The organism is Neolewinella xylanilytica (genome assembly GCF_002934605.1).
Lineage (GTDB): Bacteria > Bacteroidota > Bacteroidia > Chitinophagales > Saprospiraceae > Neolewinella > Neolewinella xylanilytica.
The window spans coordinates 514400-540942 of record NZ_PTJC01000005.1 but is presented as its reverse complement, the minus strand read 5'-3'; the positions used below and the strand labels follow the sequence as shown (position 1 = coordinate 540942).

Here is a 26543-nt window from a genome sequence, read left to right as displayed (position 1 = left end):
CCTACCGGGCCGGCTGCAGGTCAAGCAATTTTTCCACGTCTTCCATGAGGTGAGTGACCTCCTCTTCCGCCAGTCCACTCGCATAAGCCCGAACGTAACCTTCGCGATCAACCAACACGATATAACCGCTATGGTCGAATCCCCCCTCGGCCGCCGGATTTTCCAGGGCAATACTGAGGTAGTCTTCGTCCAGGTCGTAAATTTCGAACTTATCTCCGTGGATGAAGCGCCACCGATCCAGGTCCTTGATCCCCAATTTACCCGCGTACTCGGTCATCCGTTCGGGGGTATCCCGCTTGGGGTCCACGGAAAAGGAAACCAACCGGAAATCGGGGTCATCGGCGAAGCGCTCCTCGAGTCGCAGCATTTGACTTTTGACCTTAGGGCAGATGGTCGGACAGGAAGTGAAGAAAAACTCCGCGACGTAGACCTTCCCCCGCAGGTCCTCGCTGCCGAAGGGGCGGTTCAACTGGTCGACGAACTTCCAGTCCCGGATGGGCTCCGGAAAGACCTCCCCCGTTTCCGTATCGAAGGGATGGTTGCCGGGATACCCCAGGCTATCGACAAGTAGTAGGCCCGTAGCTTCGTTTACCGGATGATGCTGCAAATAAGCGGGCGCATGCTCGGGCTCGATGCCCTCCTCGTGGCTGTGGCAGGCGATGAGTAATAGGGGCAGGGTTAGTATGGCGGCAATTCTCCAAGGCTTCATATCGGGAGAACACCCTGCCCGGGGGGAGGTTGATAGCTCCGTTCAGACCTTACCTTTTCCTGACTCGACCGGCTAAAGCACGCCTCCGGATTCTCTTCAATCAGTTATTGACCGGCTTCCGCCCTGCGGTCGCCGCACAAGTAGGTAGAGACCGCAGTTATCGCCCGCTGGGTATGAAGCGGTCTGCCCCTGAGGCAGTTCGACCAGATCGGAAAATCCGCGGAAGCTACTTACTGACGTAACGCTTCTTGAAAGCTCGGCCGATACTCCGCCGAATATTCCAGGCCCGGTCAAGCCGACCGACGCTCATCTGCTGGTACTCCTTCTCCCAGAAGCTCGGGCTGTACTGCTTCCAGAGGCTATAGCCCGAGTGGATCAGGTTGCCGAGAAAATCCCACGGCTTAGGAGATCCGATGAAGTGGAATACCGCCCGGTCGTAATCCGGCTTCTTATAGTGGGCCAGAAAAGCGACGTTGTAGTTCTTGGGCAGATGCCGGAAATCCCCTCCACAGACCCGATTTAGGATCGTCTGATCCACGGTCGGGATGGTTTCGGGACGGTCTTTGACGATTTCGCGCCAGACCCGGGTGATGTCTTTTTTCTTCCAGGCGTCGATATCGATAAGCAGTACGCCGGAGTTGAAGTAGGCCATGTCCCTTCCGAAGCCCCGATCGAGGAAGTACGGCAAATCGTTGGTGTACTCCACGTTACCCCCTAAAACGGCCGCAATGACGTGCCCTTCCATATCAAAGTCGCGCAGCGGCAGTACGTCGATATCGATGACGAGGTCACTGTCGAGGTACAGGACTTTTTCGGCATCGATATAATCCGGTATCAGCAGTCGCCCGTAGGGGGTCAGATCTCCGAGCAGGCGGGGCAATCCCCTGAACTCCTCATCCGCATCGTACTCAATGAAGCGATACTCCCCCGAAAAACTCAACGTAGTAAAGAGCGTCCGGATGTTATTCATGTGGTGCTCCGGCATATTGGAGCACATGATGTTGATGACGAGGGCTTCCGGTTCACTACAGTTACGGATGAGGGAAGTAACCGTAGCCCCCAACCCGGGCAGACCGCCTACATTGACGCTGAAGACTACGTGAAAGCGGGTACGCTCAGTCATATATTTTAGGTTTGTGGGAGCCTCAAAAGAATCGAATGGTTGGTCAAAGGTAAGCTTCCCCCCTGCATAGTACGCTTTGGATAGGGTCTGATTCTATCCTTCCCCTACTTTAAGCCCTGGAACGCTTCCAGCCCACAACGCAGGAAGGCTTCGTACTTCTCCTCGTCCGGTGTGTACGCAACCGGCGGATTGAGCGTCTGCCCGTCCGGAGAAACCAGCACGTAATAAGGCTGGGTAGCGTGTTGAAATACGCTCTGCTGGAAATAGTGCCACTTCTCCCCTACCTGGTCGATGAGGAAATTTCGGCCCGACCCATCCAGTCGGGTAACCTCCCGTTGCTGCTCGGCCGGCAGTTCTTTCCGGTCGTCGACGTACAAACTGATGAGGACGTAGTCTTCGGTGAGCAGGTCGTTGATCCGGTCCTGGCTCCACACGTTCTCCTCCATCTTGCGGCAGTTAACGCAGGTGTAGCCGGTGAAGTCCAGCATAACGGGCTTGTTCACTTCCTTGGCATAGGCCAGCCCGGCGTCTAGATCCTTAAAACAGGTGATCCCCTGGGGGCAGTCGCAGGGATTGAGGTAGCTGTAGCAGACGGGCGGTGCGATACCGCTGAGTAAATTCAGCGATTCGTAGCTGCCGCTGTCCTCGTTTTTGGTGAATCCGAAGGCCAGGTATACGGCGAATAAGACACTTGCTGCCGCTACGAGGCCGGCAACCGGTCCGATCTTCCGCTTGCTGCTATCGTGCGGGAAGCTGATCAGGCGGAGCAGGTAGGCGGCAATCCCCAGCGCACACAGCATCCAGATGATTAGGAAGGGCTCGATGCGCAGCAGGTTCCAGTCACCCACCAGGTCCGCGTTACTAAGAAACTTAAAGGCGAGGGCCAGCTCCACGAAGCCCAGCACCACCTTGACGCTGTTCAACCACCCGCCGGATTTTGGCATGTTGTTAAGCACGCCGGGGAAGGCGGCGAAGAGAGCAAAGGGCAAGCCCAGCGCTACGCCGAAGCCGGCCATGCCGGCGGTCAGCGGCCAGGCCCCGTCGCTTACCGCTTCTACGAGCAAGCTACCGAGTATAGGTCCGGTACAGCTAAAGGAGACGAGCGCCAGCGTGAGCGCCATAAAGAAAATTCCAACGGTGCCGCCAACCCCTTCGGCCTGGCTCGCGCGGTTGCTCCAACTCTGGGGAAGGGTGAGTTCGTAGAAGCCGAAGAAGCTGCCGGCGAAGACCACGAAGACGACGAAGAAGACGATGTTGAGCCAGATATTGCTGGCAATGTTGTTCAGGATACCCGGGTCGATGCCCGCGATCAGGTGGAAGGGTACGCTGAGCAATACGTAGATCAGGAAGATAAAGAAGCCGTAAAGTGCGGCTCCCTTGACGCCCTCCGCACGGCTTCCCCCGCTCTTGGTGAAAAAACTTACGGTTAGCGGAATCATGGGAAAGATACAGGGCATGATCAGCGCGAACAGCCCGCCCAGCAGGCCCAGGCCGAAAATGGTCCAGAGGCTCTGCCCCCGGGTAGCGGCCTCCCCGATATTGCAGGACGCCACGGGTTCGGCATTAATGGCGTAGTCGGTAATATTAGGCGTTGCGGCTGCTACCGTGGCGGGATCCCCGTCCGACTCCCCGTTGGTAATCCCGTCCAGGTTCGCCGTTCCCGTGGTGGGATCGAACCGGAAGGGCAGGTCGCGCGGCGGCAGACACATCTCGTCGTTGCAGGTCTGATAGGTAAGGTCGCCCTCGATGACCTGGCCGTTCGGCGCCCGTACGGTCTGGGAATAGGTGACGGTGCCGCCGTCGATTTTGGCTACTTCGGCCTCCCAGGTCGTGTCGTACTTTTTCTTCAGGTGATCGGCGGTTTCGGTGACCGCACCGATCGGTTCCACTCCTCCGGTACCGGTAATCGCCCACTCGGTGGGGATCGGCCCGATCGTCGGATCGACGTCCTTGCTGTAAACCGTCCAGGTTTCGGCCATGGTGCCGGTGAGCGACAGGCGGTAACGATCGCCACCCATTTCCTCTACCAAAAAGTCCCAGCTTACCGGCGTTTCCTCCGTGGGGGGCGGCAGACTTACCCGGTGACTAGCCATTACCTCCTCGGCCGGCATATTTACCGTCGGATCCGCGGCAGCTTCGGCCGGAGCGGGCGGGGTTAGGGGTGTTTCGCTGGCTGTGGAGCTTTCGGGAATTGTTGTCTCCTGCGCGCCGGCGCCCCCCTGGGCAGCCGCGGGGGCCTCCACGGAAAAGGTGAACGGCTCCGTGGTGGGCGGCAGGCACTGGGTGTCGTCGCAGCACATAAACTCGACCTCCCCGGTGATGGGCTGGCCGTAATCGAGTACCCGCACCGTCTGGGTAAACACCGCCGGTTCGTCGCTCAGGAATTTGATGACGTTGACGCCGAAGAGTTCGTCCATCCCCTCTTTCCGGTGACCCGTTTCGGTCGTTTGGCCGATACGTTCGTAGTGCGCCCCTTCGTCCCAATAGAAGGTAGTCGGTACCGGCCCGCCCTCGTCGGTGAACTGACTGTACAGCGACCAGCCGGCATCGGCCCGGGCGGTGGCGATCAGTTCGAATTCGTCTCCCTCCAGGTGGCGCTGCTCGAAGGTCCAGGAGATCGGACTGGCGAACTGCGCGAACAGGGAAACGGAAAGCAGACTGAAGAAGAGCGTGAGCCGTGCGGCCATGGGAAGGAAATTTCCGGGGAAGAGGCAAAGATCGGGAAAAGATAACGCGGCGGGGGGGCGGGTAGTTATGTCGGGGGCGAATGGGTGAAGGACTGAATTAGCGAATGGGCTACCGCTAGTCGTCTGCCCAGCGTAAGCTGGTCCGCCGACGGGTCCTTTGGAAAACGGCGGATGGGTGACGTACTGAATTAGTGAATGGGCTGCCGTACGCTGGAATATCGGCTTGGGCCGGAGGCCGCGCGACCCTCGACCTTAGGCCAGCAACAAAAACATTGCCGGCCGCTTCTGAATCTCCTCCCCCTTTCCCACCGCCCACTCACCAATCGGAGCCGTATGTACCCATTCCGTTTCCGTCGTCAGGTCGACGGCGGCGCAGAAAAGCGTAGTCGGAGCCAGCGCCTCCAGCGCCACTTCGATGGTCGCCTGGTTCCGGTAGGGCGCCTCGATCCAGAGCTGGGTTTGCTTCAGTTTACGGCTTTCGCTTTCCAGTCGCTTCAGGTCCTTCGCCAGCTGGGGCCGCTTCGGACTGAGGTAGCCGTGAAAGGTGAACGACTGTCCGTTCATTCCGGAAGCCATGACGCTCAGCAGGATCGCACTGGGCCCGACTAGGGGCACCACCCGGATACCCCGTTCGTGGGCCAGCCGGACCAATTTCGCCCCCGGATCGGCCACCCCTGGCGCGCCGGCGTCGGATAGCAGCCCTACGTCCTCCCCGTCGAGCGTGGGGGCGAGGAAGGCGGGCAGCTCGTCGGGCCGGGTCCGTTTATTGAGTTCGTAGTAGGTGCATTCCTGTAGCCGATGGTCGAGTTCGACTTCCTTCAGGAAGGCGCGGGCGACTTTTCCGGTTTCGACCACGAAGTGCCGCAGCCGGCGCGTAACCAGGAGCGTGGCGGGGGGAATCGTATCGATCGCCCCCGGACCGAGGGTAGAGGGAATGAGGTAAAGCGTGCCGGCCATGCCGCTAATCTACGATCAGCTCGGCCGTATCCAGCTGTTGCTGGCGGATGTCGGTGGGCAACTCCCGGTATTCGTATTGTTGAGTACGCAGCTGCGGGCGGAAACCGGCTTCCCGGATGGCCTCCTGGATACCGTCGGCGGTAAAGCGCCAGCGGGCCCCGGCGGCGCTCACCACGTTCTCCTCGATCATGATGGACCCGAAGTCGTTCGCCCCGGCGTGGAGGCACAACTGGGCAACCTGCTTGCCGACGGTCAGCCAGCTCGCCTGGATGTTGATTACGTTCGGCAGCATGATGCGGCTCAGGGCGATCATGCGGATGTACTCGTCGCCGGTCACCGTATTCCGGGCGCGTTTGATTTTCTTGAGAATGGTGTCCTCATCCTGGAAGGGCCAGGGAATAAAGGCCAGGAAGCCCTTCGCGTACTCCGGCTTTTCGCTTTGCACTTGCCGCATGCGCACGAGGTGGTCCATCCGTTCCCAGTTCGTCTCGATGTGGCCGAACATCATCGTCGCCGAGGTGGTGATATCGAGCTGGTGGGCGGCCCGCATCACGTCCAGCCACTCCTCGCCGCCGCACTTGCCCTTGGAGATCAGGCGACGGACGCGGTCGCTGAGAATTTCCGCCCCGGCACCGGGCAGGCTGTCCAGGCCGGATTCCTTGAGGGCCTTGAGCACCTCGTAGTGACTTATCCCCTCCAGCTTCGCTACGTGGGCGATCTCGGGCGGACCGAGGGCGTGCAGTTTCAGCCGAGGGTAGAGCGCCTTGAGCTCGCTGAACAGATCGCAGTAGAATTTCAGCCCGAGATCCGGGTGGTGCCCCCCCTGGAGCAGCAATTGTTCTCCCCCGAAGGCGAAGGTTTCCTCGATCTTCTGCTTGTACTCCTCGATGCTGGTGATGTAGCTTTCTTCGTGCCCCGGCCGCCGGTAGAAGTTGCAGAATTTGCAGTTGGCGATACAGACGTTGGTCGTATTGCTGTTGCGGTCGATGATCCAGGTCACGTCCTGCGCCGGCACCGACTCGAAGCGCAGTTGGTTGGCTACGTGCATGAGTTCGGCGGTGGCGGCGTTCTCGAGCAGCCATACCCCTTCCTCGGCGGTGAGCCATTCGCGGTTGAGTCCCTTTTCCAGCAGTTCGGCGGTGTTCATAGGGACAAAACGGTTAGGGGGTTGGGTAGTTGTTGGGTAGCTTTCATTTTTTAGTGAAAGTTTCTACAAGGGGTAAAGGGGCTGGAGAGAAAAGGGGTTATGGGGTTGCGGTGCTAAAGGGTTACGGGGTTAGGGGCGCTGCTTGGGCGCCGGGGCGCGGGAGAAGAGAAGGTACCATGTCTAAAGTTTATACGGACGAAGTACAAAGGTGTTGTCAGCGGCGTGGACCACTACATGACTGGCGGCGGCCGACGTCCTGGCAGACGCGATTACTGCCCCGCGGCTTCGGAGGTAGCTGGAGGGTAGCAGAGGCGCTGCGCTTAGGGGAGGCTTACCGCTGAGGCGCCGAGTTTTGCGGAGGGGGTTAAACACAGAGGTGCCACGGAGTACGGCACAGAGATACCACAGCGTGCGTGAGGGCGGTCGCTGCGCGAAAATCCTTGGAATCCATGCCCGATCGCAGCGATCCGTGGGCATCTGTGTCGAGCGAACACGGAGCGGCAGGCGAGCAGCGGGTTAAACACAGAGATGCCACGGAGTGGACCCCGGAGGATACCACGAGGAGGTGATTTGATCGGAGATTTATCGCTTTGTCACAGCGTTTCACGGAGGCCTGCGGAGAAGGCATGCAGCGCATTCAATAATCGGCGTATCGCGAAGCAGCGACGAAATGAATCCGGAGTGCGGCGGGAAATCACGAAGTAGCGGCGCAGCCAATCCGTCTCCATCTGTGCCCGAGCGAAGCGAATCCGTGCTGTCTGTGTTTAAGAAATCGAGCCACAGACGAGCCGAGCCACACGGCAATGAATAAAGAGAGGTGCCACCGAGCGAGAAGTTAAAGAGGCGTCGCTGTGCTACGGAGGGGTTTACCGCAGCAAGAAAAGGGCCACGAAGTTGCGCTGAGTTGTGCGCGGAAATCCGTGACCCTCCGTGCAAAAATCCGTGCAATTTGTGTTGAGAATAACTCGTGCCGCAGACGAGGAGCTAGGCGAGACCCAATTAAACACGGAGGTTCCACAAAGGGGCGGTAAAAGGAGAAATCGCTACGCGACGGAGAGCGGGGTACCCCAGCAGTAAGAAGGGGCGCTACCTTTCGCAGAGATGTGATGGGGAGGGCGTTTGGTTCAGACTGGAATAGCTACCGACGGCAACGTTCGTAACCGTCGAGGGTCTTCTCGTAAAACCTACTGCTGACGATCCAAACTCCAAAGAGGGTGGTGACCTGACAAATCGTTTCCTTACCGGATGAAAAGACCTCCCGGTAGCGGTGATCGCTTTCGGCTTCTCCGAAACTCCAGGTGATGAAGGCAATTGATGTGGGCCACTGTTTGATAGTTTGAACGCTAATCATGGCGCCGTCTGACCGTAATTTGCCCCTGATGTAGGAGATCCGGTCTTGCTCGGTGACAAATATCCTCATTCAGTAAATCTAGGTAGGGAGCATATAGGATACCGGGCCTGTAGCGCTGCCGGAGGCAGCATTTTACTGGCGCTGCCGGAGGCAGCATTCTAGCGCTCCAGTCGCTCCCGTTCGCTGAGCTCCTTCAGGCGGGTCCAGAAGGCTTCGTTATCGCGCTCCTTCTTCGTTTTGGCGAAGGCATCCGGATCGAGGAAGGGCTCCTTCTTTCGTTGTTGCTTTTCCCGCGCCGTCTTTTTGCGGCGGGTAGCGATCTCGTGGTCTTCCAGCTCGCCGCGGTAGGTGTAGGCACCCAGGACGCCCATGATCAGGCCGAGGAGGTGGCTCTCCCAGCTGATGCCTTCCTGTCCCGGCAGGATGCCCACGATCATCCCGCCGTAGTAGAACAGCACCAGCAGCGAAACGGCGATGGCCCGGAAATCCCGCCGGAAAAAGCCACTAAAGGCGAGGAAAGCGGCCAGGGCATATACCACGCCGCTCGCGCCGATGTGGGTAACGGACCGGCCCAGCACCCAGACGAGCACGCCGGTGCCCAGCCAGAGGGAGGCCAACACCCGCGGCCACAGCCGGGGATAAAAGAACACCAGCAGGCCGGTAAGGGAAACGAAGGGGATGCTGTTGCTCACGATGTGCCCCCACCCCCCGTGAAAAAGAGGGGAGAGTACGATACCGGGTACGCCGGCCAGTTGGCGGGTATGCAATCCGTAGTAGGCGCTGAGGAGCCCGCCAAAGAGGTAGTAGTCGACGATAAACACGAGCCACATCACGGCCAGCAGCCCGAGGGGCCACTTGATCACGTTGGAGAGGTTTCGTTTGCTCAGCATGGTGGGGGGGTTATTCGTCAGACGAACCTGAACGCCGTGCGTTCAGGGATTCGGCTGACGAGGACGAACCCCAACGCCGTGCGTCGAGAGATTCGGCTGACGAGGCACTCCCCGGCATCTGATCGTCGGCGTAGAGGCGATCGAAAATGTTGTCCACCTTATTCATCTCGTCGAGGGTCTCGTCGATGAAGTAAGAGAGTTCGGGTAAGCGACGTAGGTGGCGCTTCAGCCGGTGGGCCAGGGCGCTTTTAAGCCGGGCGTGCTCTTCGTCCATTTGCAGGATGACGGCCTGTTTGTTTTCCGTATTCCAGATGCTGAGGTACACTTTGCCGATGCTGAGATCGGGGCTCACCTGCACGTCCATCACGGTCACCAGGGGCTGGGCGCCGTAGATGTAGGAACCTTCCTGCTGGAGAACGATGCTGAAATTGCGCTTGATGAGTTCGGAGACCTGCCGTTGTCGTTTCGATTCCATGGGAAGTGTGGATTGGTTAAGTGAAAAATCAACGTGACCGGGGGAAGGTAAGTTGCTTTTACCTACAGCGTCTTCAGATACTCTACTACCGCCCAGCGCTGCTTTTCGTTCAGCTTATCGCCGAAGTAGTGTCCGTCGTTTCCATAACCGGGTAAAGCGGTGTCGAAGGTCCAATCCTTATTCTTCGGCTCTGGATCGTACTGCCAGCCCAGCTTTTCGTGGTCGTAGCTGGTCGATTTCCCGTCACGGGTCCAGCGATCGGGGCGGGACGTCGAGTTCAGCAGCTCGTAAACCGTTGGCACGCTGCCGTTATGCAGGTAGGGGGCGGTGGCCCAGATGCCGTCCAGGGGGGGAGCTACGTAGCCCAGGCTCGGCTCGAAGGACGATTGCGGTTCGCTGGTGGCGAACCAGCTGCTGTTGTACCAGTCCACGATCGCCGATTGCTGGATGTAGTCGGCGTAGAGCCGATCGGTCTTCACCACGTCGACGTGGATTACCTTGTTGGGGTACGTCTCTTCCGCTCCGTAGGTACCGTGGCAGCCGGCGCATTTGTCCGTGAAGATGGCTTCCCCCTCCCGGGCCAGCGGCTCGTCGATCTCCCCGGGATAAGCCGGTGGTTCGAGCTGGCTCAGGAAGGCATATACGTCGCGGAACGCCCGCTCCGACTTCCGGGTCTGGCTGCTGTCGGGTACGCCGAGCACGCTAGCCTGGAGCAGCAACTTGGACATGCTGCCGCGCCCCGTACCGGTGTAGTACAGCGAGCTCTTCTTACCGACGTGCCACAACGGCGGGGTATCCGTACCGACGTTGTATTCCCACATCTCGTAGAGGGGATCTTCGGAATAGGTGAGATCTTCCGGATTCCGGTGCATCATACAGGCTTCGGCGAGGCGGAAGGCGGGATTGGCGCCGGGCTGATTGAGCTTGACGGTGGGGGCCATTTTCTTAAAGTAGTTGCCGAAATCCTCGAAGGCGACCGTTTCGGGGTCGTCCTTTTTGTACTTCAGGCCCATGCCGATGCGCATGACCGCGCCCATCGGCACCATGCTGTTCTCCCACTCCGCGAAGCTGTTGCCCAGGCCCAGCACCAGCTCACCGTCCACCTTACCGGCGTGGCAGGTGAAACAGTTGCCGTTGGCCGTCGGGGCACCGTTGGGGGCGATGAAGGCGGTCATGTAGTAAGGCAATCCCTCGTTCAGCTCGTTGCGGGGGTAGAGACTGTCCAGGTCCATCTTAGCCGATTGCTTTTGCAGGATCTCCAGCGGAATACCGCTCCCGATGTAGTCGCCGTGGATGAGGTAATCCAGGCCGGCAACGGGGTCGCCGTCTACCGGTTGCGGACTCGGCGGAATCACCTTTGCTTTCCAGCGCTCGCCTTCCGCGACCACCGCTTCGGTGAGGGGTTGGTAAGTGTTGCAGGCCACGAGAAAGGCCAGGGTGAAGAAGACGAATAGTTTACGCACGGCTAGGGTTGGGGTGTATCTAGCTTAGTAAACGGTGACCGTGGAATATCGTTGCGACATACCGTTCACCCGCGCTCCGGCGCAGTAACTAATCTGCGCAGCCCGCCCCGTGAAAGGGTATCAAAAAGGCAAGTTCCATATCGCGGGGCTGTCCGTTTACGGTGCCCGGCGTCCAACCCGCATACCGCCGGCTTATCAGGTCTACGATACGCACCGCCTCCAAGACATTGTTGACATCTTCCCCCTGATCTACCCGTATTCCGGTTATTTTCCCGGTCGTATGTTCAATGGTGAATGCTACGATAACGTCCTCTGCCTGGGAGCCCTCGGGGTCGTGCTTATTAGCATGTACGAACCGGAAGAACCGGTCTACGCCGCAAAAAAAGCGGTCCTCGTAGGTAGCCTCTCCCTTACAGCTGGGCACGGTGGGCAAGGTCACCTCGGCTGGCGGGGAAAGCATTGCGTGCTGGGCAGGCGAACCGTCCCAAACAAAGGAATAGGGGTGCACCGCTTCATCGATGGTCACCGATACGGTGCCCGAGTAGAGCAACATCAGCCAGGCCGTCAGCAGGCCGCCGAAAATAAAATAGCCAGAAGATGTTCCGAGTTTGAGCATGGCTTAGCGATTATTTGGGATAGTATATCCGTTCGTTTTTCTGGTCGGTCCTCTAGCTTAGGTCATCGTATTGCACCGGGAGCCGGAATGCTTCGGAAACGCTACCCTACCCTCGCGCCGGCTTAACTATTTAATCTCCGCAGCCCGCGCCGTGAAAGGAAACGGCTATGGCAAGGCGCATGCAGCTCGGTTCCCCGCGGAGGGTAGCGGGTGTCCAGCGCACGTCGCGGTCCGCAAGTAGGTTGATGATGCGCAAAGCTTCCTCCCTGTTTTTCCGGTCCGTTCCCTCTTCGATTTCGATGTCGGCCATCCGCCCGCTAACCCGACCGACGGTAAAGGCGACGACCACGTTTTCCTTCTTCGAGCCCTTGGCTTCCCGTTTGTTATCGTTGATAAAGGCAAAAAAGCGGTCCAGGCCGCAGAAGAACCGCTCTTCGTATTCCGCCTCGCCCTCGCAGCCCGGAAAGATCGGCAAGGTCATTTCGTCGACCGGTGGAAGCTGGCCCCGCTGTACGGAATAGCAGGCATCCATCTGGAAGGCAGGCATCGCGTCGCGGTTGGCTACGTCCACCAGTACCGATTCGGTGTTGAAAAGCAGGAAAAGCACCGAGAGCACTAAGCCGGTGAAAAAGTAACCGGACGACAGACCTAATTTAGCCATGATGGTAGGGTTAATTCAGCTTGAACTGAATGGGAAGATTAAACTCGGTCGCAACGGGTGTATCGTTCTCGCGGGCCGGCTCCCAGACGGCGGTGCGCCGGAGCATCCGTTGAATTACTTTGAGGCTCACGGTACCCAGCGCGGGATGGGGACTTTTGATCACCACCGGGATACCCGTTTGTCCCCGCGCGTCAACGGTGAAGCGAACGACCACCATGCCCTCCGCACCGGCGTCCCTGGCCTCCTTCGGGTAGCGAATATGCTCGTAGATATATTCCAGCATCGCTTTGTCGGCGCAGGCTTTGCGCTGTTGGAAGTCGGGCTGATCCGAGCAGGCAGGGTACAGCGGCGGGGTCCTGCGGTTGTCGGAGTGGGTGACGGTGACCGGTGGCGATACCTCAATGGTGGTGACGCGTAGTTGGGTCTGGGATCGCAACTCCTGGCGGGCTGCCTCCGGGGCGGAGGAGAAGCCCCAGGCGAGCAGGGTCATGATGGTGGCCATCAGGAGTCCACTGGTAGAATAGCGGGAGGTTAAACCTAACATTCGCATGGGCTGGGTGCTTTCACCCTAAGATACGATTCTCAGTGGATTTGGTGTCTTGCCCGAACACTCGGAGGTCTTGCAGACGCTCCGCGAGGTTCCCCCGTCGGTTGGAATCGAGGGACCTCGGAAGGTGACCGCAGCGCAGCGAAGGTGACTTCCGAGTGTCCGGCTCGCTCCGTAGCCGCACACTTGCAGGTCCTACGGACACTCCAAGGTGCTATGACTTTCAGTAAGTGAGAAAGCATCAGGACCTCAGAGCGTGCTCGCACCTCTGAGTGTCCGGGTCGCGCTAAGTCCGGATCGTCGCAGATATTCTTAGCTATCGCTCGGTGCCCCTCTAAGGTTCCATAATTGACCGGGATCGAGGACCCCGGAAGGTAACCGCAGCGCAGCGGAGGTGACCGAGGGCCCGGCCGGCTCCAACTACCCCACCGAATCTCCCCGCAGCGCCCGATACTTCTTCCGTGCTTCCACGGCCAGGATGCTGTTGCTAAAGTCGATGAACAAGGTTTCGTAGAGCTCCTGAGCTTTCTCCTTATCACCCAACTCCGATTCGTAGAGACCGGCCAGGGCGTACAGCGCATTGTCCAGCCGGATGCTTTTCGGGTAGTTGTCGACCACCTGCTGGTACTGGGCGGCGGCCTCCTCGTAGCGGCGCAGCTTCTGGTAGAGGCGGCCGCGGAGGTACACGACGTCGTCCTCCAGGTCGTGGCCGGGAAATTCAGTTAGCAGCCGGTCGAGCGTAGCAAAGGCCTCGTCGTACTTGTTCTGGAACATGAGCAGCTCCGCGTCGGCGTAGGTTTGCAGGGCGGTGGCGGAGGTATCGAGGCCGAGATTGTCCATGATGAAGACCGAGAGATCGAGGGCATCGTTCGCGATGAGCCGGGAGGTGGAGGCCTTGAGGACGTCGAACTGCGACTGCGCCCATTCGAAATCCCCCCGGAAGTAGCTCAGGCGGGCGTTGCGGAAGCGAGCCTCGTGACCGAGCAAATCCTCCTTGAAGAGCTTGTCCACCTGGCTGTACAGCAGCGTGGATTCCCACACTTCCCCCTGCATTAAGTAATAATCGGCCAGGGCTAGCTTGGCCTGGGCGCGCACGTTTTCGTTCACGCCGTTCAACTCCACGATACGTTGCAGGATTTCGGTAGCCTTCGGCAGATCGTTTAGATAGAGTGCCTCCAATTCGGCCAGCTGGATGGCGATGCGGGCCGAGGCCGGGTTGTTGCCGAACTGTTGCAGAAACGCTTCGTAGGCCGTCTCCAGGATCCGTAAATCTTCCGGGGTGTAGGCGTAACCGTCCGTGATGGCCCGGCGGCGGGTCAGCAGCCCTTCGCGCTTGGCCTCCAGGTAGAAGGGGGAACCTTCGGGCTTGTTCTCGATCACGTAATCGTAGGCGGCGATAGCCGTCTCGTAGTCTTTGTCGTTGGCGGCCAGGTTTCCCAGGTCGAGCACCCGCTGGCCGTTTTCTTCCAGCCGGCGGTCGAGGGCCCGCACCTGCCGGAGCGCTCCCCTGTAGTCTTTACGCTGGATGGCCACCCAGGCCAGCATTTCGGGGTAGAGCGGATTCTCTTTCCGGTCTTCCTGGATGCGGGCGTACAGTTGCTTCTGGGCTTCGAGCAGCCCCTCCTCGTCGAGGTAGCGCTGGAAGTAAGTCTGCACGTTGCGCGCCCGGCGGGGATCTTCGTTCAGGGCATCGAGGTAACTGGCGATCATCGGCTCGATGTCGCCCTTTCGGCGGTAAAGATCACCGAGGTTGAAACTGAATACGCCGTCTTCCTTCAGCAGTTTGGTGCCCCGCTCGTAGGTGCGAATGGCAAAGTCATACTTGGTCAGTACCAGGAAGGCGTTCGCCAGCTGGGTGATCTGGTACTTATCGGCCCGAAGATTCGAGATCGCTTCCTCAAACTGCTTTTTGGCCTCGTTGTCTTCCACCTGCTGCTCCAGCAGCTGGCCGTACTTGACGTGGAGCGTCAGATCTTCGGGGGTACGCTTCAGCTGCTTTTTAAGGGCTTGCTCGGCGTCGTCGTAGCGGCGCAGGCTCATCAGGCTGCTCACGTAGCGGTCGAAGTAGAACGGGTTGTAGCTCTCCTCGGCCATGGACTGGTACAGCACGGCGGCCTTTTCGTACTCCCCGTCCATGAAGTATTGCTGGGCCAGCTGGTTATTCTGGGCGAGAGCGGGCAGCGAGAAGCCCAGGATCAGGAGAAAAAGCAGCCGGTGCAACATAGTTTCTGGGGTTGTAACATACCACGTGACTTCCGGTCCTCCAGCTTTTCCCCCGCCTCCCCGGGGGAGTAGGAAGCAGGATTCACTGCAAGGTCCAACGGTATGGGGTTAGGCCAATATACGCTAAACGGAGCCCAGTACCCGGCAGTTGTCCGAAGTAACTACAACATTGTCTTCCAGCCGTATACCACCGAAATTCCGGTAGCCTTCCAGGGCATCGTAGTTGATGAATTCGCGGTGCTTCCCATCCGCTTCCCAGCGGTCGATTAGCTTGGGGATAAAATAAATGCCCGGCTCCACCGTGACGGTGAAGCCCTCCCGCAGCGCCCGCCCTAACCGCAGGTTACGGGTGCCGAACAGCTCGCTGCGCCGAATGGTATCGTCGTAGCCCACGTAATCCTCACCCAGGTCTTCCATATCGTGTACGTCCAGACCGATCATGTGCCCGAGCCCGTGGGGATAAAACAAAGCGTGGGCCCCGGCGGCCACCGCCTCTCCCGCGTCTCCCTTCATCAGCCCGAGATCTTTCAGTCCTTCGGTGATGATCCGGGCCGACAAATCGTGTATCTCCCGGAACGCCACCCCCGGACGGAGTGCCTGGATGCACTGGCTTTTAGCCCGCTCCACGGTTTCGTACACCGGTCGCTGCCGGTCGGTGAGCACTCCGCCGATCGGGAAGGTGCGGGTGATGTCGCCGGCGTAGCCCGTATCCGTTTCCGCGCCGGCGTCTACCAGCAATAGGTCGTTGCGGCGCAGTTGATTGCCGTGGTAGTGGTTGTGCAGAATATGACCGTTGCGGGTCACGATGGCCGGGTAGGCCAGTCTGCCACCGGCGCTGATGGCGATCCCCTCGATCAGCCCGGCTACGGAAGCTTCCGTCATGCCGGCCATCGCCGTATCGCGGGCCGCGGCGTGCATGCGCATGCTGGTGGCCACCGCCTTATCCATTTCCGCTACCTCCTCCCGGCTCTTTACGGAGCGCAGTTCGACTACCGCCCGGATCAGGGGCACGCTGGGCCGGTCGCAGTGGCCCAGCCAATCCCTTAGTTGCTGCCGCCGCTCCTCGCGGTAGGGGGGCAGGTAGTGGACTTCCCCCGATTGGCTCAGCGCGGCGGCTAATCGGTCGAGGGTGCCACCGTAGCTGAGGCCGCCGTCTTTGGCCAGATCTGCCACGTCGGGTTGTTCGCCCATCCAGACGACATCATCCAGCGTGAAATCATTCCCGTATAGCCGCCCTTCCCCGCTCGCCACATCGATCGTCAGCACGAGATCGGGGAGGTTGTAGCCGGCGAAGTAGCGGAAGTGGGAATCCTGCCGGAAGGGGTAGGTGTTGCCACGGTAATTCAGGGCCGCCTCGCCGTTGGCGGGTAGCAGGATCAATCCGGAAGATAAGGCGTTGGCGAGCTGGCGGCGGCGTTCCGTGTAGGTGGTAGCTGAAAACATAGTTCGAAGGTTAGGGCGGCGGGGCGCGGGTGCAAGGTAAGGTCGGAACGGGGAAGCTAGTGGCGGTCCGGATTCCCGATTGCCGACATGTACTCGGGTCAATGCGGTACCCGAAAAGCTCCATCACCCCGGAAGAAGCGCGTACGGAGTTAACGAAACCCGCGAGCCGGAGCTCACGAACCGGTTCGCCCGAACCGCCGTTCGGTGAACGTGTCCGCCACTCCCCAACAAACACTTTTACGCCGCGGCGACGACTGGTTCGTCGGTCGGGGCTGGTCCGTCTTTCCCTTCCAGCGCCGGGCATGGCAAGCCTACCTCGACGGGAAAAGCGGTCTCGTCAACGCCCCCACCGGCAGCGGGAAGACCTATTCGCTCATCATCCCCATCTTGCTGGAGTTCCTCGCCGAACACCCCGACGATCCTACCAGGACGAACAACGGGCTGCGCGCTATCTGGCTCACCCCCATCCGCGCCCTCACCCGCGAGATCCAGTCCGCTACCGAGCGCGCCATCGAGGATCTCGGCCTGCAGTGGCGGGTGGGCATCCGTTCCGGCGACACCGCCACCTCCGAACGGACCAAGCAGCGTAGCAAGCCGCCCGAAATCCTAATCACTACCCCGGAAAGCCTCCACCTGCTCATCGCCAGTAATGGGTATGAAAAGTTCTTTGGCGATCTGCGCGTCCTGGTGGCCGACGAGTGGCACGAACTGCTCGGCACCAAGCGTGGCGTGCTGGTCGAACTCGCCCTCAGTCGGCTGCGTGGCTTACGGCCCGCGGGCTTCCGCACCTGGGGCATTTCCGCCACCATCGGGAATATGGACGAGGCACTGGACGTCCTCATCCCCGCCGAAACCACCCCGGAGCGCGTGATCATCCGCGCCGACCACGCCAAGGAGACCACGATGGTCACCGTACTGCCCGACGAGATCGAAACCTTCCCCTGGGCCGGTCACCTCGGCATCAAGCTACTGGAAAAGGTGGTTCCCCTGATCTACGCCTCCGGCTCCACGCTGATCTTTACGAATACCCGCAGCCAGTGCGAAATCTGGTACCAGCGGCTGCTCGATTACGACCCCGATCTTTCCGGTGCCATTGCCATGCACCACGGCAGCATCAGCCGGGAGCTGCGCGACTGGGTCGAAGACGCTCTCCACGAAGGCACCCTCAAAGCGGTAGTATGTACCTCGAGCCTGGACCTCGGCGTCGATTTCCGGCCGGTGGAAACCATCGTCCAGATCGGCAGTCCCAAGGGGGTGGCCCGTTTTCTCCAGCGCGCCGGCCGCAGCGGCCACCGGCCCGGGGCTAAGAGTGTAATCCACTTCGTCCCCACCCACAGCCTGGAACTCCTGGAAGCTTCCGCCCTCCGGCGCTGCATCGAGAACGAGGTGATCGAAAGCCGCATCCCCTATATCCGCAGCTTCGACGTACTGGTGCAGTTTCTGGTGACATTAGCGGTCAGCGGCGGCTTTCGGCGCGACGTCGTACTTCGGGAAATCCGCAACACCTTCTGCTACGCCTCTATCTCCGACGAGGAATTCGCCTGGTGCCTCGACTTCATCACCACCGGCGGCAACAGCCTCGGTGCCTACGATGAATACCACAAGGTCATCCGCGATGAAGATGGCGTCTACCGGGTGGAAAGCAAGCGCGTCGCGACCATGCACCGCATGAGCATCGGCGCAATCGTGAGCGAGACCACGTTGACGATCAAATATATGTCAGGTGGCTACATCGGCACCATCGAGGAATACTTCATCTCCAGCCTTAAACCCGGTGATACCTTCTGGTTTGCCGGCCGCAGCCTCAAGTTCGTGAAGGTGAAGGGCATGGAAGCCCTCGTGAAGCGCAGCAGCTCCAAAAAGGGCAAGGTTCCCAGTTGGAAGGGCGGCCGCATGCAACTTTCCAGCCAGCTGTCCGAGTTCCTCCGCCTGGCGATGGGCGAGCTGAAGCGGGAAGATTACCACGATGCCGAGCTGCAAAAACTCGCTCCCCTCCGCGATATTCAGGTGCAGCGCAGTGCCGTGCCCGGACCGGACGAGCTCCTCATCGAATACTTCAGCGACCGCGAGGGCTACCATTTGCTGATCTACCCCTGCGAGGGACGCGGCATCCATGAGGGCCTGGCCTCGCTGATCGCCTACCGCATCGGGCAGTTCGCACCCCTCACCTTCACCATCGCCATGAACGACTACGGTTTCGAGCTGCTGAGCGACCAGCCCATACCCATCGAGGAGGCCCTCGGCAGCGACCTGTTCAACGTCGCCGAACTGAATGCCGACCTCAACGCCGGGATCAACGCCACGGAAATGGCCCGTCGCCGCTTCCGCGACATCGCCGCCATCGCGGGCCTGATCTTCAAGGGCTACCCCGGCAAACAAAAAAAGGAGAAGCACCTGCAGAGCGGCTCCCAACTCTTCTTCGACGTCTTCAGCGACTACGAGCCCACCAACCTCCTCCTCCAGCAGGCCTACGACGAGATCATGACCTTCCAGCTGCAGGAGGCGCGTCTGCGCTCGGCCCTGGATCGCATCAACGCCCAGACCATTCTCTTCCAGCAGCCCGCGAAGGCTACCCCCTTCTCCTTCGCCCTCATCGTAGACCGGCTTCGGGAGCGGATATCCTCCGAGAAACTGGAGGACCGGATCAAGCGGATGCGGCTGGCGTTGGTGCGGGAGTAGCTTCGTCCGCCGAAGCAGGTCGGACGGTCATTCCCGCCAGGCTGGGGGCTAGCCATAAAGACCCGCAGTGACCGCGACTACACTTCGCGAACCGTGCACCGAACGGAGCACCGGCAAGCCATCTCTTCGCATCCAGCTGTTCTCCTGCGCTCCGCCGCCCAAACGCTCGCCCGAAGGGGTTATTCACTTAAAAACGGCAGCACGTGTCGCAGCACCTCGTCCGGTTGCTCCTCGATCATGTAGTGGCCGCTATCCGGCATACCGACGACCCGGTGGTCGGTGGCGATTTGCGGGATGGCGATCTGCATATACCCATAGCTGACGCGGCTGCCGATACCGAGCACCGGCATGGTCAAGGACGAATAGTGTCGGGCATCGGCGATATCCTGGGTCAGGGTCTGGTACCAGGCATTGGAGCTACGAATGCGATCGGGTTGGTCGTAGTAGTGGGCGTACACCTCGCGCTCGAACGCGGACATCTTTTCGTCGTCGATCATCACGTAGGCAAAGAGGTAATCCAGCAGCAGACGGAACCGGCCCGCCAGTAGCTGCTCGGGCAACCCCTTCACCTGGTTGAAGCCCATCCACCAGGCGTAGGGTTGCCGGTCGTCCATCTTTTCGCCGAAGGTGCCGGGGGCGGGAATCAAGGGCATATGGAAGAGTCCCTCGCTGGGGTGGGCACCGTCCATTACGACCAGTTTCTCGGTCCGCTCCGGGTAGTTGAAGGCAAAGCTGGTGGCGACCATACCACCAATGTCGTGACCGATCAGGCTGACCTTCTCCAGGCCCAGTTGCTCGACCAGGGCGTAGAGGTCGGCGGCCATGGTCTTCTTGTCGTAGCCGGACGGCGGCCCCTCCGAGGTGCCCATGCCGCGTAGGTCAATCAGGATGACCCGGTACCGCTCCGCCAGCCGGCCGGCGATCGGATGAAAGGAATACCACGTCTGCGGCCAGCCGGGCAGGCACAACAGGGGTTGGCCGCTGCCGCCCGCCACGTAGTGCAGGGTGATGCCGTTGACGGTGGCGTAGTGGTTGGTAAAGCCGGGGAGTCGTTGGACGAGGGCCTCGTCGGAATACGGATGGGTGGTCATGATACCTTACTGAAGTGCAGGGGCGCGCCACCGCGGAGCAGCGATGGCCCCGCCGGCGGGGGTGCCGCGAGCGATGAAAAATGGTGGAATGCGGCAAACGGACAGATTTCCCGCTTGCCTGAGCACAAAGGTATCGGGGACCCGGGGGCCAAAAACTACCATATGGTAGGGAATGCCTTATCTCATTTCCTTGCGGATCCGGCTGAGTGCGTTCGGGGTGATGCCCAGGATGGACGCCAGTTGTTTCACCGGTATTTTCTGTACGAAGTCGGGGTGACGAAGCAACTGCTCGTACATCTGCCTGGCTGACAGGGTCTGGTAGGCCAGGTTCTGGTCCACCTGCCGGATGCACATTTCCTCCCACACCTTCCGCCCGAACTCCTGCCAGGCCGGGTACCGGCGGTAGAGCGCATCCATCGTTTCCCGGTCGATGGCCAGCAACTCCGTGTCCTCTACCGCTTCGATGTGGAAGCGGGTAGGTAGCCGCGGCTGGAGACTCGAAATCTCCGCGAAGAACTCATCCTGGAAGAAGACCCAGGAGGTGTGCTGCTCGTCGAATTCCCCGTAGTAGAGCCGGAGTCCCCCGGTGCCAATGTAATAGTACTGATTCGCTACTTGCCCCCGCCGCAGCAGCTTGGCGCCCTTTTTGATCGACAGGCCGGTAAAGGCCGACAAAACGGCCTTCAGCTCCTCATCTCCGATCGCTACCCGGGATCGAATAAAGGCCGCGAAGTGGTGAAGGATCGGTGGGTGAGGCACGTTAAACGACTGATTTGATTACACCGGAACCGGTTATTCCCTTATAAGATTGCAAGGCGACCGGGTTTCAACGGTTCTACCTGTTGGGCGGACGAGTTAGCGCTCGGCGGATCGGGAAACCGCACCAGCTTCGACCGCCCAGCGCAGCGTAGCGGAGTCGGTCTGCCGAAGCGGTTCGCGGTAAAGGGTGGTTTAGGGAAGGTTTGAATTCACGAATACGAGTCCTGCCACGGAGTAGTGCGGGCCCATTCACGAATTCAGTAATTCAAAAATGCACGCCTACAATCCCCCCAGCGCCCCCACCGTCCACTCCAGTCGTGCCTCGATGTTCTGCGTCGTCACGTTGAAGGCGGTGAGCACCAGTTCCATACGCACCTCTTCGTTGTCCAGGAAGATGTTTCGGAAATTCTTCTGGCCGGGATTCAGGTTGATCACCTGCTGCCTTCGGCCGCCGAGGTCGCTTACACTGAACATCAGGTCGATGAAGGTGCAGTCGGTCTCATCCGCCGAGCATACGCGCAATTCGGCGCGCTCGATTTCCCGGAAATCCTCTCCGGACAAACTCACGACGCGGGCGCGGATGCCCCCAACCACGTCGACGTCCTCCGCCGTGAATCCACTCTCATCCAACCGATCCTGGAAGTTGGTTTCCATCCGGGGCTGCGCGATCACGTAGGTCTGGAAGCCGGGTATACCCGCCGGAATGGTAAAGTCTACCACCGGATAGTTGATGTCGAACAGCCGATCGCCGAGCGTACTGCGCGGACAGCCGGTGAAGAGGAGAACCAGGATCGACAACAGAAGGATGCGCATAGGCGTGAAATTCGTAATGATGAAGGCTGCGACACATCGGATGTCTACCGGCGCGGCCGGCGGGTCAGTTGAGCACCGTCACGTCTCCCCGGTACCCTTCCAACGCCCCGTTGATGTAGCGTACCTCGACGTAGTAGACGTACACGCCATTATTGACCTGCTTGCCGTCCAGCATCCCGTTCCAACCCAGGCTGGGCTCGTTAGCCGGAAAGGGCTCGGCGGCCTCGTAAAGTAAGCTGCCCCAGCGATCGTAGATTCGCATGGTTTCAATCCGAGCAATAACGTTGCCCCCGAATACGGTGAAGAAATCGTTGTTTCCGTCGCCGTTCGGGGTAAAGACGTTCGGTATATAGGTGGGTAGATCCTGGATCACCGAGAAGGCCACGAAAGCCGTGTCCACGCAACCGGCTTCGTTGGTGCCGGACACGAAGTAGTCGATAGACTGCAACGGCATGATCCGCGCCCGGGCACAGTCGGGCGTCAGGCAGGTCACGCTATCGGGGCCCCAGCTAAAGTCTACGGGGAAGTAATTGCTGCGGGCCAGCAGGGTCGTATCATCCCCCAAATACAATTGTATCGCCTCCTCGGCGGTGATCACGAATTCGGCCGGTTCGGTCAGGCTGGTGGTGACGGTATCCTGGCATCCGTTTTGATCCCGGACGTACAGGGCGTAATCCCCCGCCAGAAGACTGTCGAGGCGGGGCTCCGGCTGGTACCCCACCCCGTCGCTGCTATAGCTATACGCGGGGCTTCCCCCGGTAGCCGATAACCGAACGGCCCCCGTAGCCTGACCGAAACAGATCAGGTTTTCAACGGTATCGACCGCGGCGACGACCTCATCCGGATCATTGAGCGTGACCGAATTCGTGATTTCGCAGCCATTCTCGTCGGTTACCGTCACCGTAAACGTTCCGGGGCCCAAATTTTCGAGGCTGTCGCTGGTACTGCCCGTTGACCAGGCGAAGGTGTAATCCGGCCGGCCACCCGTGGGCCTTACCGCGATGCGACCGTCAGCGGCACCGAAGCAGCTGCTACTGTCCGACTGGAGCGCGGCGGCCAGGGCCGGCGGTTCCGTAATGGTAATCTCGTACTCCCCCGTACAGCCCTCGGCGTCAATGGCCGAGACGGCGTAAGTACCGGCGGTGAAGCCCCCCATTTCCGCCTCCGATTGGTAGCCCGCGCCGAAGTCGTACCGGTAGGTTGGCGTGCCGTTGGCGATCTCGATCAGGATGCGCCCGTCGCTGTCGCCGTTGCAGGTAGGCTCCTGTACGTTGGCGACCCCGGATACCAGCGCGAGTTGGAGTTCGTCCACCTCGATGTCCTGCTCGATCGTACAGCCATTGGCATCGCGGGCGACGACGTTGATCGTGCTTACGGTCAGGTTTTCGATGCGGTTGTCGGAAGAGAAGGGGCTCCCGTTAAAACTGTACTCGTAGCCGCCCGCGCCCCCGGACAGAATGGTAAACTCGAGAGCGCCATCCATTCCACCGGCGCAGGTCGGCCGCGTGATGAGGGTATCGAGTACGTACGCCATGGGCCCGTCGACGGTGTAGGAGAAACTCCGCTCACAGCCCGTGCCGTCGGTCACCGTAACCGTATAGGTTCCCGGATCGAGGTTGTCGAGCGAGGCGGTCGTAGCGCCGGTGCTCCAGGCGTACGCCAGCACAGTACCGGCGACGTTGCTGGTGCCGACGAAATCGATCCGCCCGTCGGCGGCGGCGGGACAGCTGACCGGGGTGATGTTCGCCGAACCGCCGAACTGATCCGCGCAGCAAACCACCTCCACCTCGCTGGAGCTGATGTATTCGATGCAGTTCCGCGTGCTGGTAATGGCCAACGTAACGTTGGGGGCGCCGGCCTCGTTAAAGGTCACGTCATGGGGGCCGGCACCGCTGGCATAGCGGGGGGTGGCCGTTTCGCCGAAGTCCCATTCCCAGGACTCGATGCCGTCTACCGAGGTGGACTGGTCCTGGAAGGTGATGGTTTCCCCGACGCAGGCTTCGGTGCTGCTGTACGTGAGGTTCGGTCGCGGCCCCAGGAAGGTGCCGGTGCCGCCGAAATCAATGGTAAATCCGTCACCGGACCCGGTGAAGTTGAGCACGACCAACGCGTACGACTTTCCGGCTTCCATATCGAGGGCGGCGATGAAGTTGTTGTCGCCCGGCGTACAGCCGCAATTCTCGAAGGTTTCCGTATCCACGTTGCCGAGGCCGGTTTCTCCCAGACAGGGAATGCTGCCGGTGGGGTCGCCGTTGTTCTCGCCGGAGAACATCTGGCGGAGCGGTACTCTGCTTCCGCAGTCATCAATGCCGTTGGTGAGTTCGTAGACCACGAAGTCGATGTCCTCGTTGAAGGCGGTGCCGAGCGGATTGATATCGAAGGTCAGGGTACCGGCTTGGTCGCAGGTCCATTTATACCAGGAGGAGTTGTTCTCGGGGGGCGAACCGCTGCCGCATTCCACGTTTTCCGACAGCAAATCATCCTGTACGTTGCCCCGGCCGGAGAGGTAGTCGACGGAGAAGGAGGTGGTATCGCAGAGGAGTACGGCCGTTTCGCAGTCGCTGCTGGGGTCCGGGGGGGCGTCGAACTGATTGACGCAGAGTTCGAAGGTGCCCTGATTGCCATTTCGGCCCCCCACCAGGATGTAGTAGCGTTGCCCACGCTGAAGGTCGCCCATGACGAGCGAGCCGCCGTCGGCCGGCAATCCGTTACTGTTCAGGGGTTGCCGGCAGCCGAGATCGTTCAGCGTATCGCATTCGCCTTCGTAGACGGCGAACTGGATGGCGGTGAGGCTTCCGCGGCTGTTGTTGGCCTCGTCGCCGGCCACCACGATCGATGCCGAATTCCGTTGCGCCACGAAGGAATACCAGACATCGCCGATCTGGTCGGTTTCGTCCAGGCAGATAGGATAGCCGTTCCTCTCCAAGGAGGCGGTGGCTCCGACGTTGGTGAAAGCCTGGGCGCCCGAACAAAACTCCAGTACCATGGGTAACTCCGTGGCGCCGCTACAATCATCGTTCATCGGCTGGGCCCGCGCGAGGGTGGCCAGCAGTAAACCGGTTAGCAAGAAGTATGAACGTGGCATAGTGTCAAAAGTAGTATCCGTTATAACTTCCTGTAAGACGTAAACCATACACCCGAACGCGGGGAAAGTGTCCTTAGCTTAACAAAGTTTAACTTACCCGCCGTGAAATCCTGGATCCCAAACTTCCTCACCCTGCTCAACCTCTTTTGCGGTTGCGCGGCTCTCATCAACCTCCTCGACCTGCAGTTCGTCACGGCCTTCTGGTTCCTGTTCGCGGCCGGTATTTTCGACTTTGCCGACGGACTGGTAGCCCGCGCCCTCCACGTCAGCAGCGAGCACGGCAAGGAGCTCGACAGCCTGGCCGATATGGTCAGCTTCGGCGTCGTACCGGCCTGCATTTATTACGTTCTTTTACTGTTACCGGAAGACCCCGCACCCGCGCTCGACGCCCACTTCGTCCTCGATCTTAGCGCGCCCGTCCGCTGGGAATGGTCCGCCGCCCCCGCCCTGCTCATCGCCCTGTTTAGCGCCCTGCGCCTGGCCAAGTTCAACCTGGATACGCGGCAGCACAGCACCTTCGTCGGCCTCGCTACGCCGGCCCATACGGTCTACGCCGTGGGGCTGATGCTCGTCGTCGCACTGGACGAAAACTGGGGCCCCTACGTCCTCAACCCGTGGATCCTGTACGGCTCGGTGGCCCTCATGAGCTACCTGCTGGTGAGCGAACATCCGATGTTTTCGTTCAAGCTGAAGGGTTTCGGCTGGGCGGGCAATGAGACGGTGTATATCTTTGCCGTCCTGGCAATTTGCCTGCTCATTTTACTGTGGACCTCGGCCTTTCCGCTCATTATCGGGGCCTACATCATCCTTAATCTGGCTTATCCGCCGACCTCCGCCAAGCAGCACGTATGAAGTTCATCGCCCACATCAATATCATGCCCAAAGCCGAACTCCTCGACCCCCAGGGCAAGGTAGTCGTCAAGAACCTCCCCAATCTCGGCCTCAAGGGCGTGACCGACGTACGCATCGGCAAGCACGTCACCATGGAGCTCCACGCCGAAACCGAACAGGAAGCCCACGATAAAGTGGAAACGGCCTGCTCCAAACTGCTGGCCAACGTGATCATGGAGAGCTACGACTTCGTCGTGGAGGAGGGTTAAGGACTGAATCTTTGGATGGCAGAATTCGTGAATTGGCCCGCAGTTCTTTGCGGCAGGCCACGTATTCGCTAATTCATCAATTGGTTTTTGCGCCGGGGCGCGGGAGACATACGTCTCAGGTCGGACCGGAGATCCTCCACCCGTAACCGTGACCTGGGTCTCGTCAGCCGAATGCGCGCGCAGCGCCCTTCGTCTGACGAGTACCCCACCCCACCGACCCGCTTCGGCAGCCCAACTCCGCTGCGCTCCGTTGGGCGGACGAAGCTAAAACTCTACCCCACATCCATCCGTTTTCAACGTATGAAAACGAAAGATAACTGGAACACCCTCACTAAGGAGGAAGAACGCGTGATCGCCAACAAGGGAACCGAAATGCCCTTTACCGGCGAGTATAACAACTTCAAGCAGGACGGCGTATTCGTCTGCCGGCGTTGCGAGGCGCCCCTGTACGATAGCCACGACAAATTCAGCAGCGGCTGCGGCTGGCCGAGTTTCGACGACGAAGTGCCCAACGCCGTTCAGCACGTAAAGGACGCGGACGGACGGCGCGTAGAAATTCTGTGCAACAACTGCGGCGGCCACCTGGGCCACGTATTCAACGGAGAGCGCTTCACCGAAAAGAACACCCGCCACTGCGTGAACAGCCTGTCCATCAAGTTCATCCCCCGGGAGAAGTACGAAGCGGAGCACGGCTCCCTCGACACGAACGAAGCCTGAAGGGCAA

General features: G+C 60.0%; 22 protein-coding genes. 4 read left to right on the top strand and 18 right to left on the bottom strand.

From position 1 onward, the window contains the following. Position 1: 1 nt before the first annotated feature. The 14 genes from CLV84_RS02165 to CLV84_RS02100 form a co-directional block, all read right to left on the bottom strand. Entirely contained in the window at positions 2-709 is a 708-nt protein-coding gene (locus tag CLV84_RS02165; RefSeq protein ID WP_104418092.1) for an SCO family protein, read from the bottom strand. A 226-nt stretch (positions 710-935) separates the two neighbouring features. After that, positions 936-1832 (bottom strand): glycosyltransferase family 8 protein, encoded by an 897-nt coding sequence (locus CLV84_RS02160; RefSeq protein ID WP_104418091.1) that lies wholly within the window; start codon positions 1830-1832, stop codon positions 936-938. A 104-nt stretch (positions 1833-1936) separates the two neighbouring features. After that, positions 1937-4519, bottom strand: coding sequence for a protein-disulfide reductase DsbD family protein (locus tag CLV84_RS02155; RefSeq protein WP_104418090.1), 2583 nt, complete (start codon positions 4517-4519; stop codon positions 1937-1939). 252 nt (positions 4520-4771) lie between these two features. Beyond that, positions 4772-5476 (bottom strand): SAM-dependent methyltransferase, encoded by a 705-nt coding sequence (locus CLV84_RS02150; RefSeq protein ID WP_104418089.1) that lies wholly within the window; start codon positions 5474-5476, stop codon positions 4772-4774. A 4-nt stretch (positions 5477-5480) separates the two neighbouring features. Continuing rightward, positions 5481-6623, bottom strand: coding sequence for a cyclic dehypoxanthinyl futalosine synthase (gene mqnC, locus CLV84_RS02145; RefSeq protein ID WP_104418088.1), 1143 nt, complete (start codon positions 6621-6623; stop codon positions 5481-5483). 1138 nt (positions 6624-7761) lie between these two features. After that, positions 7762-8043, bottom strand: a complete 282-nt coding sequence (locus tag CLV84_RS02140) for a hypothetical protein (protein ID WP_104418087.1) — start codon at positions 8041-8043, stop codon at positions 7762-7764. Positions 8044-8132: 89 nt separating this feature from the next. Continuing rightward, the gene (locus CLV84_RS02135) at positions 8133-8864 is read right to left on the bottom strand and encodes a rhomboid family intramembrane serine protease (RefSeq protein ID WP_104418086.1); all 732 of its coding nucleotides are present in this window, start codon (positions 8862-8864) and stop codon (positions 8133-8135) included. Between the two features lie 10 nt (positions 8865-8874). Beyond that, positions 8875-9339, bottom strand: a complete 465-nt coding sequence (gene rbfA, locus CLV84_RS02130) for a 30S ribosome-binding factor RbfA (protein ID WP_104418085.1) — start codon at positions 9337-9339, stop codon at positions 8875-8877. 62 nt (positions 9340-9401) lie between these two features. Beyond that, positions 9402-10802: a c-type cytochrome gene (locus CLV84_RS02125; protein WP_104418084.1), complete on the bottom strand. Its 1401-nt coding sequence runs from the start codon at positions 10800-10802 to the stop codon at positions 9402-9404. A gap of 88 nt (positions 10803-10890) precedes the next feature. Next, the gene (locus CLV84_RS02120) at positions 10891-11418 is read right to left on the bottom strand and encodes an energy transducer TonB (RefSeq protein ID WP_104418083.1); all 528 of its coding nucleotides are present in this window, start codon (positions 11416-11418) and stop codon (positions 10891-10893) included. A gap of 130 nt (positions 11419-11548) precedes the next feature. Beyond that, positions 11549-12079, bottom strand: coding sequence for an energy transducer TonB (locus tag CLV84_RS02115; RefSeq protein WP_104418082.1), 531 nt, complete (start codon positions 12077-12079; stop codon positions 11549-11551). A 10-nt stretch (positions 12080-12089) separates the two neighbouring features. Further along, positions 12090-12629 (bottom strand): energy transducer TonB, encoded by a 540-nt coding sequence (locus CLV84_RS02110; protein ID WP_104418081.1) that lies wholly within the window; start codon positions 12627-12629, stop codon positions 12090-12092. A gap of 417 nt (positions 12630-13046) precedes the next feature. Beyond that, positions 13047-14849: a tetratricopeptide repeat protein gene (locus CLV84_RS02105; RefSeq protein ID WP_104418080.1), complete on the bottom strand. Its 1803-nt coding sequence runs from the start codon at positions 14847-14849 to the stop codon at positions 13047-13049. Positions 14850-14972: 123 nt separating this feature from the next. Then, positions 14973-16292 carry an aminopeptidase P family protein gene (locus CLV84_RS02100; protein WP_104418079.1) on the bottom strand — a complete coding sequence of 440 codons (1320 nt, stop codon included), beginning with the start codon at positions 16290-16292 and terminating at the stop codon, positions 14973-14975. A gap of 204 nt (positions 16293-16496) precedes the next feature. Between CLV84_RS02100 and CLV84_RS02095 the strand changes: the two genes are divergently transcribed. Then, entirely contained in the window at positions 16497-18971 is a 2475-nt protein-coding gene (locus CLV84_RS02095; RefSeq protein ID WP_245911361.1) for a ligase-associated DNA damage response DEXH box helicase, read from the top strand. A gap of 179 nt (positions 18972-19150) precedes the next feature. On the opposite strand, the gene CLV84_RS02090 is transcribed toward CLV84_RS02095, so the two are convergent. From CLV84_RS02090 to CLV84_RS02075, 4 genes are all read right to left on the bottom strand, one after another. Further along, on the bottom strand, positions 19151-20062 hold the full coding sequence (locus tag CLV84_RS02090; RefSeq protein WP_104418078.1) for an alpha/beta fold hydrolase: 912 nt from the start codon (positions 20060-20062) through the stop codon (positions 19151-19153). Positions 20063-20239: 177 nt separating this feature from the next. Next, positions 20240-20821 (bottom strand): Crp/Fnr family transcriptional regulator, encoded by a 582-nt coding sequence (locus CLV84_RS02085; RefSeq protein ID WP_211295137.1) that lies wholly within the window; start codon positions 20819-20821, stop codon positions 20240-20242. 279 nt (positions 20822-21100) lie between these two features. Next, positions 21101-21634, bottom strand: coding sequence for a hypothetical protein (locus CLV84_RS02080; protein ID WP_104418077.1), 534 nt, complete (start codon positions 21632-21634; stop codon positions 21101-21103). Between the two features lie 64 nt (positions 21635-21698). Beyond that, positions 21699-24719 (bottom strand): T9SS type B sorting domain-containing protein, encoded by a 3021-nt coding sequence (locus CLV84_RS02075; RefSeq protein ID WP_170067531.1) that lies wholly within the window; start codon positions 24717-24719, stop codon positions 21699-21701. Positions 24720-24821: 102 nt separating this feature from the next. Between CLV84_RS02075 and CLV84_RS02070 the strand changes: the two genes are divergently transcribed. From CLV84_RS02070 to CLV84_RS02060, 3 genes are all read left to right on the top strand, one after another. Then, positions 24822-25571 (top strand): CDP-alcohol phosphatidyltransferase family protein, encoded by a 750-nt coding sequence (locus CLV84_RS02070; protein ID WP_104418075.1) that lies wholly within the window; start codon positions 24822-24824, stop codon positions 25569-25571. Further along, entirely contained in the window at positions 25568-25819 is a 252-nt protein-coding gene (purS, locus tag CLV84_RS02065; protein WP_104418074.1) for a phosphoribosylformylglycinamidine synthase subunit PurS, read from the top strand. Before CLV84_RS02070 ends, purS begins: the two co-directional genes overlap by 4 nt. Positions 25820-26119: 300 nt before the next feature. After that, positions 26120-26536 carry a methionine-R-sulfoxide reductase gene (locus CLV84_RS02060; RefSeq protein WP_104418073.1) on the top strand — a complete coding sequence of 139 codons (417 nt, stop codon included), beginning with the start codon at positions 26120-26122 and terminating at the stop codon, positions 26534-26536. Positions 26537-26543: the final 7 nt, after the last annotated feature.